The organism is Micromonospora sp. KC207, assembly GCF_004348615.1.
GTDB lineage: Bacteria > Actinomycetota > Actinomycetes > Mycobacteriales > Micromonosporaceae > Micromonospora.
Genome location: NZ_SMKJ01000047.1, coordinates 19,647 through 30,743, shown reverse-complemented (window position 1 = coordinate 30,743; position 11,097 = coordinate 19,647). Strand labels below are relative to the sequence as shown.

Below are 11,097 nucleotides of genomic sequence, written 5' to 3'. Positions count from 1 at the left end.
GGTCAGGGTGGGGCCGGGCGTCGGGATGCCCGCGGAGGGCACGCCGGGCGATCGCGTCGACAGCGCCTCGAGCAGGTCACGGTGCACCGCGTCGAGTTCGGCGCCCAAGCGGGCGGCGGTGGCGGGATCGTCGATCGCCGGGAGGTCGCCGCGCGCCCGGTCCACCAGCTGCCGAGCATTGTCGAGCTGACCTGAGTCGACGGCGGCGCGGGCGCGGACGAGGCTGTCCTCGACGCTGCGTACCTCGGCCTGCCCCGGATGCAACACGCGGGTCAGCGACCACAGCGGGCTGCCCGGCCCGGCCGTACGGCTGGCCACGCCCAGCCCGATGGCGAGGGCGGCGAGGGCGACCACGGCTGCGGCGACCCGCAGGAACCGGCCCCCGAGCCGCGCCGGCGTGGCCGCGGGCGTGGCGGCCCACGGATCGACGGCGGGCGGGGTCTCCTGCGGATCAGCGCCGAGATCGGCGTGCCAGGCAGCCAGCATCGAGGCGAGGTCGTCGCCGGCCGGGACCGGCTCGCCGCGGCCGAGCGCGTCGAGCAGCCGGTCGTCCCGGGCGATCGTCGCCAGGTCCAGCTCCTCGCCGCCGTCGGGCCTGTGCTCCCTCATGCCGCCACCTCGCCGAGTGTGTCGCCTGCCAGCGTACGGAGGCGGGCGAGCGCCCGGGACTGGGCCACCCGGACCGCGGCCGCGGTCATGCCCACGATAGTGCCCACCTCCTCGGCGGACAGGCCGACCGCCACCCGCAGGACGACGATCTCCCGTTGCGCCTCCGGCAGGCGGTTGAGCAGCACCGTCAGTCGGCGGGCGAGGTCGGTGGCGACGGCTCGCTGCTCCGGCCCCGGCTGCGTGTCCGGTGTCTCCAGCGGCGGTTCGGCGGCGGAGACGGTGGCGGCACGTACCGCCGCCCGCTGCGCGTCGGCCACCTTGTGCCCGGCGATTGCGTAGACGAACGCCGAGAACGGCGTGCCCTGGTCGCGGTATCGCGGCAGGGCGCGAAGCACCGCGAGGCAGATCTCCTGGGCGACGTCGTCCGCGGTGGTGTACCCGCCGCCGATGCGACCCAGCCGCGCCCGGCTGTAACGCACGAGCCCGGGCCGGACCTCGGCGAGCAGGGCCGCGAGGGCCGTCTGGTCGCCGCGGGCGGCCCGGTGCACGAGCTCGGGCTCGGTCGTGGGGGTCATCGCGTCGGGGGCACCTTCGTTACCAGCGGATTACGGGGGCACGGTATCGAGCCCTGCCCTTTTTGCATAGCTCACGGTCGGTGCGCGGCCATCACCCAAAGTAGTTGTTGCGCCCGAGCGGGCCGCCGCGATGTCCCAGTAGCGAGAGGGGAGGGGCGCGTGGGCGTCGAGGTGGCGGTGCGCGGGCTGACCAAGTCCTTCGGTGGCCAGCCGGTCTGGTCCGACATCAGCCTGACCCTGCCGGCTGGTGAGATCTCGGTGCTGCTCGGCCCCTCCGGCACCGGCAAGTCGGTGTTCCTCAAGACCCTGGTCGGGCTGCTGCGGCCGGACCGGGGTGAGATCTGGATCGAGGACAAGAATCTTGCCGCGCTCTCCGAGCGTGGCCTCTACGAGGTCCGCAAGCTGTTCGGCGTGCTGTTTCAGGACGGCGCGCTGTTCGGTTCGATGACCATCTACGACAACGTCGCCTTCCCGTTGCGTGAGCACACCCGCAAGACCGAGGCCGAGATCCGGACGGTGGTCGACGAGAAGCTGGACATGGTCGGGCTGACCGGCGCCGAGCGGAAACTGCCGGGTGAGATATCGGGCGGCATGCGTAAACGTGCCGGGCTCGCCCGGGCGCTCGTCCTCGACCCGCGGATCATCCTGTTCGACGAGCCGGACTCCGGACTCGACCCGGTGCGCACCGCGTACCTCAACCAGCTCATCATCGACCTCAACCAGCGCACCGAGGCGACGTTCCTGATCGTCACGCACGACATCAACACCGCCCGGACCGTGCCGGACAACATCGGGCTGATCTACCACGGGCACCTGGCCATGTTCGGGCCCAGGGAGATGCTGTTGTCCAGCACCGAGCCGGTCGTGCGGCAGTTCCTCAACGCCCAGCGGATCGGACCGATCGGGATGGCCGAGGAGAAGGACGCCGAGGAGTTGCAGGCCGAGGCGCAGGCCGGAGCGGAGCTGCCGCCGCTGCCGCCCATCCCGCCGCAGTTGCGGCCCACCGACGGTCTGCCCCGTCGCGCCGAGCGACCCGCCGGGCAGTGGTGCCGGGAACACGGCATCATGTCACCGCCCGGTTCCTTCACGAGCACGCCGGCCGCCGGACGTCCCACCGGGGAGATCCCGGTGCAGCCTCGCCGAGATGGTTCCGGATGAGCGACACCCGAGCCCCCGTCCGCGAGGTGGGCCAGTTCCTCGCGTTCTGCCTGGACACCCTGCGCGGGCTCGGGCGGCGGCCGGTGCAGGTCCGTGAGTTCGTCCAGCAGGCGTGGTTCATCAGCTCGGTCTCGATCCTGCCGGCCGCGCTGGTGGCGATCCCGTTCGGCGCGGTCATCGCGTTGCAGCTCGGCTCGCTGGTGCGGCAGCTCGGCGCGCAGTCGTTCACCGGGGCGGCCTCGGTGCTCGCCGTTGTCCGCGAGGCCGGGCCGATCGTGACCGCCCTGATCATCGCCGGCGCGGGCGGCTCGGCGATCTGCGCGGACCTCGGTGCCCGGAAAATCCGCGAGGAGCTGGACGCGATGCGGGTGCTGGGCATCGATCCCGTCCAGCGACTCGTGGTGCCCCGGGTGCTCGCCTCGATGCTGGTGGCGGTCCTGCTCAACGGTCTGGTCAGCGTCGTCGGCGTCGCCGGCGGATACCTGTTCAACGTGGTCATGCAGGGCGGCACCCCCGGCGCGTACCTGGCCAGCTTCCAGGCCCTCGGGCAACTGCCCGACCTGGTGGTCGGTGAGATCAAGGCGCTGTTGTTCGGTGCCACCGCCGGGCTCGTCGCCTCGTACAAGGGGATGACCGCCCGGGGCGGCCCGAAGGGCGTCGGCGACGCGGTCAACCAGAGCGTGGTGATCACGTTCATGCTGCTGTTCGCGCTGAACTTCGTCGTCACCGCCGTGTACTTCCAGGTCGTACCGCAGAAGGGGACGTGACGTGCCGCTGCTGCGACAACTCGACGACCTCGGCGGCCAGCTCGCGTTCTACCTGCGGGCGTTCGCCTGGGCGCCGCGCACGGTCCGCCGCTACCGGCGGGAGGTGGTGCGGCTGCTGGCCGAGGTCAGCTTCGGCACGGGCGCCCTCGCGGTGCTCGGCGGCACCGTCGGCGTCATCTGCTTCCTGACCTTCTTCACCGGCACCGAGGTCGGCCTACAGGGCTACCAGGCGCTGAACCAGATCGGCAGCAGCGCGTTCACCGGCTTCATCTCGGCGTACTTCAACACCCGGGAGATCTCGCCGCTGGTGGCCGCGTTGGCGCTGTCGGCCACCGTCGGCTGTGGGTTCACCGCACAGCTCGGTGCGATGCGCATCTCCGAGGAGGTGGACGCCCTGGAGGTGATGGCCGTGCCATCGCTACCGTTCCTGGTCACCACCCGGATGATCGCCGGGTTCATCGCGGTGATCCCGCTGTACGTGATCGGCCTGCTCTCCAGCTACCTGGCCACCCGCACCATCGCCGTCGGCTACTTCGGGCAGTCGGCCGGCACCTACGACTACTACTTCCACCTCTTCCTGCCGCCCGGCGACGTTCTCTGGTCCTTCGGCAAGGTGCTGGTCTTCAGCCTGATCGTGGTGCTCGTCCACTGCTACTACGGCTACACCGCCAGCGGCGGGCCCGCGGGCGTCGGCGTCGCGGTCGGGCGGGCCGTCCGGCTGGCCATCGTGGCCGTCAACATCGTCGACTTCTTCCTGTCGCTGGCCATCTGGGGAGCGACCACCACCGTCCGGATCGCGGGGTGACATGAAAAATCGGGTCCTCGGTGTCGTCTTCATCGTCGTGCTGACCGCGGCGCTGACCGCCTCCGTGCTGCAGTACCAACGGGCGTTCACCCCGGTCGCCTGGGTCACCCTGCACGCCGACCGCGCCGGGCTGCAGCTCAGCGACGGCGCCGACGTCAAGGTACGCGGCGTGCGCGTCGGCGACGTCCGTTCGGTGCGCAGCGACGGTGCCGGGGTCGTCCTCCGGCTCGCCATCGACCCGGCGTCGACCGCCCGGATCCCCGCCGACACGACCGCCCAGCTGCTACCCAAGACGCTCTTCGGCGAACGCTACGTCGAGCTCGTCCCGCCGCCGGCCAGCACCGCCGGGCCGATCCGCGACGGCGCCGTGATCACTCAGGACCGCAGCCGCACCGCCGTCGAGCTGGAACGGGTACTCGACGAGGCGCTGCCCCTGCTACAGGCCATCCGCCCCGATCAGCTGGCCACCACGCTGGCCGCCCTGGCGACCGCCCTGGAAGGGCGGGGCGACCAGCTCGGCGCGAACCTGGCCGCACTCGACGCGTACCTCAAGCAACTCAACCCGGCGATGCCGGCGATCGCCGAGGACATCCGCACGCTGGCGATAGTGCTGGACAGCTACGACGCGGCGCTGCCCGACCTGCTGGCGTTGCTGCGCGACGTCACGGTCACCGCCCGCACCGTCGCCGACCAGCGCACCCAACTGGCGGCGTTCCTCGCCACGACCACCGGAGCGGCCGACGTCACCCGGGGTTTCCTCGACCGGCACGGCGACCAGCTCATCCGGCTGGGCGCGGTGAGCCGGCCGGTGCTCGAACTGCTCGCCGCCTACGCTCCCGAGTACCCGTGCCTGATGAGCGGCCTGGTCGCCCTGCAACCCCGGGTGGAGGAGGTGTTTGCCGGCGGCCGGATGCACATCACGCTGGAGGTCACCCGCGACGGCGGCAGGTACGAGCGGGGCCGCGACGAGCCGGTCTACGGCGCCGACGACGGGCCGAACTGCCGTGGCCTCCCCCGGCCCGCCGGACCGGCCCCGGAGGTTCCGGTCGACGACGGCTACGACTACTCCGGCGAGCGTCACCGCCCGAGGCTGCCCGTCGGCGTGCCGGCCGCGCCCGCCGGCGCCTCCCCGGAGATGGGCCGGGCCGCCACCAGCGAGGAACGGGCCCTGGTCAAACCCCTCGTGGGTGCCCTCACCGGCACCCCGCCGGCGGAGGTGCCCGACATCGCGGTGCTGCTGTGGGGGCCGCTGCTGCGCGGCGCGGTGGTGCACGCGCGATGAGCCAGAAGACGATCGCGCCGCTGGTCAAGCTGGCCATCTTCGCCGCCGTGACGCTGCTGCTGACCGGGCTGCTCGCGCAGACCCTCGGCGCCTTTCCCGCCGGCGGTGTCACCTACCGGGCCCGGTTCACCGACGTCACCGGGCTGCTGCCCGGCGACGACGTGCGCATCGCCGGGGTGCGGGTCGGCCGGGTCAGCGACATCCGGGTGGTCGACAACACGGTCGCCGAGGTGGCCTTCACCGTCCGCGACGAGGTGCCCCTGGTCACCAGCGTCCGCGCCAAGATCCGCTACCGGAACCTCGTCGGCCAGCGCTACCTGGCGCTGAGCGAGGGACCGGGAGACCGGCGCCCGCTGCGGCCGGACGGGCTCATTCCGGTCGGCCAGACCACCCCGGCGCTGGACCTGACCGCGCTGTTCAACGGATTCCGGCCACTGTTCGCCGCGCTCGACCCGAACGACGTCAACAAGCTCGCCTACGAGATCATCCAGGTGCTCCAGGGTGAGGGCGGCACGGTCAGCAGCCTGCTGAGCCGCACGGCGTCGCTGACCAACACCCTCGCCGACCGGGACGCCGTCATCGGCCGGGTGATCACCAACCTCAACGACGTCCTGGCGACCCTGGCCACGCGCGACCGTGACCTCGACCGGACGATCCGGCAGTTGCAGGAGTTCGTCTCCGGGCTGGCCGCCGACCGGAAGGCCATCGGCCAGGCGCTGGTCAACATCGGCGACCTCACCGCCGCGACCTCGTCACTGCTGGCGGAGGTGCGGCCGCCACTGGCCGCGGACGTGCGGGCCCTGGACCAGCTCGCCGGCACCCTCGACCGCAACTCGGCGGTCATCGAGGGCACCCTCGGCCGGCTACCGCAGCGGTACGAGGCGCTGACCCGGGTCGCCTCCTACGGATCCTGGTTCAACTTCTACCTCTGCGACTTCGACGGCCAGGTGACGGCCGCCGGCCAGACGCTCAACCCCGTGACGTTCAGCGCACCGGCCGCACGATGCGCCGGCGGAGGCAGCCGATGAAACCGTTCAGCGAACGCAATCCCGTGGTCACCGGCGCCGTCGGGCTGACCGTGATCGTCGCCGTGCTGCTCGGCGCCTTTCAGCTCGACCGGCTCGCGGGGCTGACCGGTCGCGCGTACCAGGCTGCCTTCCACGACGCCAGCGGCCTGGCCGTCGGCAACGAGGTGCGGGTCGCCGGCGTACGGGTCGGCAAGGTGACCACCGTGGAACTCGCCCGCGACGGCGGCACGTTCGTGCGGGTCCGCTTCCGGATCGACGACGATGGCGTACGCCTCGGCGACCAGACCGGTGCGACCATCCGGATCAAAACCGTGCTCGGCCAGAAGTATCTCGCCCTTTCTCCCTCCGGCGGGGGACGGCTGCCCGAGGGCGCGCTGATCCCACTGGAGCGCACCGCCGCCCCGTTCGACGTGTTGCAGGCCGTCACCGGGCTCGCCGACACCCTCGACCGGGTCGACACCAAGCAGCTCGCCGCCGCGTTCGCCACCCTGTCCGAGACGTTCGCCGACACCCCGGCCAGCGTCGGCCCCGCGCTGGACGGGCTGTCCCGGCTGTCCCGGACCGTCGCCGAGCGCGACGCCGAACTGCGGTCCCTGCTGGCCCGGGCCCGGAAGGTCACCGAGGTGCTCGCCACCCGCGACGAGGAGTTCCGCAGGCTGGTCACCGACGGCGAGGCGCTGCTGGCCGAGGTGAGCCGCCGCCGGGACGCCATCCACAAGCTGCTCATCGGCACCAGCGACCTCGCCACCCAGCTGTCCGGCCTGGTCGCTGACAACCGCACCACGCTCACCCCTGCCCTGAACAAGCTGCGTGAGGTGATCGCCGTGTTGCAACGCAACCGGGACGACCTGGAGCTGACCATCGAACGGATGGCGCCGTTCGTGACCGCGTTCGCCAACGTGGTCGGCAACGGCCGGTGGTTCGACTCGTACGTGCACGGGATGGTGCAGCCGTTCCAGCCAACGACGGGAGGACGATGATGCCCGGCCGGATCCTGCGGTGGCGGCGTCCGATCGCCGCCGCGACCGTCCTGCTGACCGCCGTCGCCGCCACGGTGGTGGTCCTCCGCCCCGAGACCCCGCAACGGCAGCTGGTCGCCCACTTCACCCGCGCCGTCGGCGTGTACCCCGGATCCGACGTGCGGGTGCTCGGCGTCCGCGTCGGGGAGGTGACCGCCGTGACGCCGCAGGGCGCCACCGTGCGGGTCACCATGCGCTACGACCCGGAGGTGGGCGTGCCCGCCGACGCGCAGGCGCTGATCGTTCCGCCCAGCGTGGTCAGCGACCGGTACGTGCAGCTGGCCCCCGCGTACTCCGGCGGGCCGGCGCTGGCCGACGGAGCGGAGATCCCGGTCTCCCGGACCGCCGCTCCGATGGAGATCGACGACATCTACCGGGCGTTGGACGAGTTCAACCGCGCGCTCGGGCCGAAGGGGGCCAACGCCGACGGCGCCCTGTCCGACCTGGTCGCCACGGGACGAGCCAACCTTGAGGGCAACGGCGAGAATCTTCGCGACGCCCTCGCCGGGCTGTCCCGGGCGCTCGCCACCGTCGCCGACGGCCGGCAGGACCTGTTCGGTTCGGTCGCCAACCTGCAACGGTTCACCACCACCCTGGCCCGCAGTGACCAGCAGGTCCGCGCGTTCAACCAGCAACTGGCCGACGTGGCGCAGCAGCTCGCCGGCGAGGGCGACGAACTGACCGCCGCGTTGCGCAACCTCTCGGTCGCCCTGGCCGACGTCACCGCGTTCGTGCGCCAGAACCGCGAGGTGCTCACCGCCGACGTCGCGGCGCTCGCCGACATCACCGGGGTGCTGGTCCGCCAGCAGCGGGCGGTCATCGAGATCCTCGACGTCGCGCCGCTGACCGTGAGCAACCTCGCCCTGGCCTACAACCCCCGCTCCGGCACGCTCGACACCCGAAACAACGCGACCGGCCCGTACGACCCGGCCGGGTTCGTCTGCTCTCTGATGGTCGACCAGCTGCCGGCGACACGGGTGCCCGAGACGTGCCGCGCGCTCGCGCAGACCCTGCACGCACGTGGCCTGCCCATGACCGACCAGCTGCGTAGGCTGCTCAAGCTGCCGCCCGGCACCCCGGCGACCGGTCCGGTCCCACCGGGAGCCCCCTCTCCCGGAGGGCCGGCCGCCGATGCGGCGCCGGGCGGCCCCGACATCGCCCCCGACCTCACCCTCGGCGGCATCCTGCGGGGGCCGGCATGATCGCCCGGCTGCGCCAGCTGGCGGCCGGCGTCCTGGTCGCGGCGCTACTGCCCGCCGGGTGCGGCCTGCCGGAGGTGACCGACCTGCCACTGCCCGGTGGCGAGCCGGCCGGCGCCGGATACCGGGTCACCGTCGAGTTCAACGACGTACTCGACCTGGTGCCGCAGGCCGCCGTCAAGGTCGACGACGTGACCGTGGGCAGCGTCGAGAGGATCTCGCTGGCCGGCTGGACGGCGCGGGTGACCCTGCGCATCGACCGCGAGGTCCGCCTGCCGGCCAACGCCACCGCCGCCGTCCGGCAGAGCAGCCTGCTCGGCGAGAAGTACGTGACGGTGGCCGCGCCGCCCACCGAACCGGCGCGCGGCCGGCTCGCCGACGGTGACGTCATCCCGCTGGTCCGCACCAGCCGCGGGGCGGAGGTCGAGGAGGTGCTCGCCGCCCTCGGGCTGCTGCTCAACGGCGGTGGACTGGCGCAGCTGCGCACCATCAACCAGGAACTGGCGGCGGCACTGGACGGCCGCGAGCCCGCGGTCCGCGACGCGCTGCGCCAGCTCGACACCTTCATCGGCGGGCTGGAGCGGCAGAAGAGCGACATCGTCCGGGCCGTCGAGGCGCTCGACCGGCTCACCGGCCGGCTGGCCCGGCAACGGCAGGTGGTCGGCGATGCGGTCGACTCCCTCGCCCCCGGGATGACCGTGCTGGCCAGCCAGCGCGCCCAGCTGACCAGCGCGCTGACCGCGCTCGGTGAGCTCGGCCGGGTCGGCACCCGCGTCGTAAAGCGCAGCCGCGACGACACCCTGGCCAGCGTACGGGCGCTGCAACCGATCCTGGAGCAGCTCGTCCGCGCCGGCGACGACCTGCCGAAGTCCCTGGACTTCATGCTGTCCTTCCCGTTCCCGCCGAACGTGACCGGGGCGATCGTCGGCGACTTCGTCAACCTCTCCGTCACCGCCGACCTCGACGCCGCCGGCATCCTGGCCAACCTGGTCGCCGCGGCGCCCGCACCGCCCGCCACGGCCCGCCCGCCCAGGTCCGGCGCGTCCCGGCCGGGTGGCCCGGGCGGGCCCCGGCCGGACGCCGGCCCGCTGCCCCTGCCCGACCTGCCACTGACCGGGTGCCTGCCCGATCCGAAGAATTTCCCGGCGACCTGGACGCCACCGAAGGACTGCCGGCTGCCCGAGGGATGCGTGCTGCTCAAGCCCGGCTCGCCAGTGCCGGTGGACGGCCTGATCCTGCCGAAGGGGCTGGTGCCCCCCGGCACCGCGTTCCCCGCCGGAACCGAGCTGCCGTCCGGCACGGTGCTGTCGGGGCAGTGCGTGCTGCCGGTGACCGGGGCGATCAACGGCCAGACCGGTGACCTGACCGACGTCCTGAAAGGGGGCTTGCTGCCGTGATCGGGCGTGGCACGAAACTCAAGGTTCTCGTCTTCGTCGTGGTGAGCCTGCTCGGCGTCACCTACGTGGGGGTGCGATACGTCGGTCTCGGCGACCGGCTGCTCGGCGGCGGGTACGTCGTCCACCTCGACCTGGCCCGCGCCGGCGGCATCTTCCCGCACGCCCCGGTCACCTACCGCGGCGTGCCCGTCGGCCGGGTCACCGCGGTCACCCTGCGCGGCGACGGCGTCCGCGCCGACCTGCGGATCCAGCGGGGCGTACGGGTGCCGGCGCAGTTGCGCGCCGTGATCGCCCAGCGTTCCGCCGTCGGGGAGCAGTACGTGGATCTGCGCCCGGACCGCGACGCCGGGCCGTACCTGCGCGCCGGTGCGGTGATCCCGGCCGACCGCACGGGCGTCCCGCTCGCCCCCGAGGTGCTGCTGTCCAACCTGGACGCGCTGGTCCGGTCGGTCGGGCCGGACGATCTGGCGGTGCTGGTCACCGAGCTGGGCACCGCCTTCGCCGGCAACGAGCAGGCGCTGGCGCGGATCCTCGACGCCGGTGACGCGCTGCTCGCCGACGCGACCGAGGCTCTGCCCGAGACCCTCACACTGATCGAGGACGCCCGGACCGTCCTCGCCACCCAGGCCGAGTCGGCGGAGGCGCTGCGGCGGTGGGCGGCCGGGCTGGCCCAGCTCGCCGCCGCCGTCCGGGCCGCCGACCCCGACCTGCGCCGCCTGCTCGCCGCCGGCCCGCCAGCCGGGCAGGAACTGGTGGCGCTGCTGCGCGGGCTGGAACCGACCGTGGGCACCCTGCTCGGCAACCTGATCACCGTCAACGGCATCGCCGCCCGGCGGCTGCCCGGCATCGAACAGTTGCTGGTGGTCTACCCGATCACCGTCGCCGGCGGGTTCACGGTCACCCCGGGCGACGGCACGGCACACCTGGGCCTGGTCCTGAACGCCAACGACCCACCGGCGTGCGTGTACCGGAGCCCTGAACGGGGGTGCAGCGCGGCGGACCGCGCGACCGGCGCCGGCGTACGCGGCGCCGCGAACGCGCCGCGGCCCTCGGGGGCCGAGCCGGCCTTCACGGGCGGCGCGTCCCGGGCGGGGGCCGGCACGGCCGGCTACGACCCGGTGACCGGGCTGGTGCTCGGCAGCGACGGCCGGCCCCTGCAGTTCGGCGGGACGGGCGGCCAGTACCGGACCGCCGGGGACCAGTCGTGGAAGCAGTTGCTGCTGGCCGGGGTGACCCCGTGACCGGTGGTGGGGAGGAG

Annotated in this window: 11 protein-coding genes; 9 read left to right on the top strand and 2 right to left on the bottom strand. The window is 73.0% G+C overall.

Translation table 11 applies throughout. The features are described from left to right. Positions 1 to 609: anti-sigma-D factor RsdA (locus E1258_RS08795; RefSeq protein ID WP_243715286.1), on the bottom strand; the 609-nt coding region annotated here is incomplete at its 3' end. Then, positions 606 to 1,184 (bottom strand): RNA polymerase sigma factor ShbA, encoded by a 579-nt coding sequence (shbA, locus tag E1258_RS08790; protein ID WP_132398543.1) that lies wholly within the window; start codon positions 1,182 to 1,184, stop codon positions 606 to 608. The genes E1258_RS08795 and shbA, both read right to left, overlap by 4 nt. A gap of 159 nt (positions 1,185 to 1,343) precedes the next feature. Here shbA and E1258_RS08785 point away from each other — a divergent pair, with 159 nt between their 5' ends. Genes E1258_RS08785 through E1258_RS08745 form a run of 9 tightly spaced genes read left to right on the top strand, consistent with a single transcriptional unit; the run spans position 1,344 to position 11,080 of the window. Continuing rightward, positions 1,344 to 2,342 carry an ABC transporter ATP-binding protein gene (locus tag E1258_RS08785; protein ID WP_132398541.1) on the top strand — a complete coding sequence of 333 codons (999 nt, stop codon included), beginning with the start codon at positions 1,344 to 1,346 and terminating at the stop codon, positions 2,340 to 2,342. Beyond that, positions 2,339 to 3,109, top strand: a complete 771-nt coding sequence (locus tag E1258_RS08780; RefSeq protein WP_132398539.1) for an ABC transporter permease — start codon at positions 2,339 to 2,341, stop codon at positions 3,107 to 3,109. Before E1258_RS08785 ends, E1258_RS08780 begins: the two co-directional genes overlap by 4 nt. A gap of 1 nt (position 3,110) precedes the next feature. Next, complete coding sequence (locus E1258_RS08775; RefSeq protein WP_132398537.1) at positions 3,111 to 3,914, top strand: ABC transporter permease; 804 nt, start codon at positions 3,111 to 3,113, stop codon at positions 3,912 to 3,914. A 1-nt stretch (position 3,915) separates the two neighbouring features. After that, complete coding sequence (locus E1258_RS08770) at positions 3,916 to 5,196, top strand: MCE family protein (RefSeq protein WP_132398535.1); 1,281 nt, start codon at positions 3,916 to 3,918, stop codon at positions 5,194 to 5,196. Then, on the top strand, positions 5,193 to 6,224 hold the full coding sequence (locus E1258_RS08765) for an MCE family protein (protein ID WP_132398533.1): 1,032 nt from the start codon (positions 5,193 to 5,195) through the stop codon (positions 6,222 to 6,224). Before E1258_RS08770 ends, E1258_RS08765 begins: the two co-directional genes overlap by 4 nt. Further along, a complete protein-coding gene (locus E1258_RS08760) occupies positions 6,221 to 7,204 on the top strand; it encodes an MCE family protein (protein WP_132398531.1) in 984 nt (327 codons plus the stop codon). The genes E1258_RS08765 and E1258_RS08760 overlap by 4 nt, the downstream gene beginning before the upstream one ends. Next, positions 7,204 to 8,445 (top strand): MCE family protein, encoded by a 1,242-nt coding sequence (locus E1258_RS08755; protein WP_165949691.1) that lies wholly within the window; start codon positions 7,204 to 7,206, stop codon positions 8,443 to 8,445. The genes E1258_RS08760 and E1258_RS08755 overlap by 1 nt, the downstream gene beginning before the upstream one ends. Beyond that, positions 8,442 to 9,839, top strand: coding sequence for an MCE family protein (locus E1258_RS08750; RefSeq protein WP_132398527.1), 1,398 nt, complete (start codon positions 8,442 to 8,444; stop codon positions 9,837 to 9,839). The genes E1258_RS08755 and E1258_RS08750 overlap by 4 nt, the downstream gene beginning before the upstream one ends. After that, positions 9,836 to 11,080 carry an MCE family protein gene (locus E1258_RS08745; RefSeq protein WP_132398525.1) on the top strand — a complete coding sequence of 415 codons (1,245 nt, stop codon included), beginning with the start codon at positions 9,836 to 9,838 and terminating at the stop codon, positions 11,078 to 11,080. Before E1258_RS08750 ends, E1258_RS08745 begins: the two co-directional genes overlap by 4 nt. Positions 11,081 to 11,097: the final 17 nt, after the last annotated feature.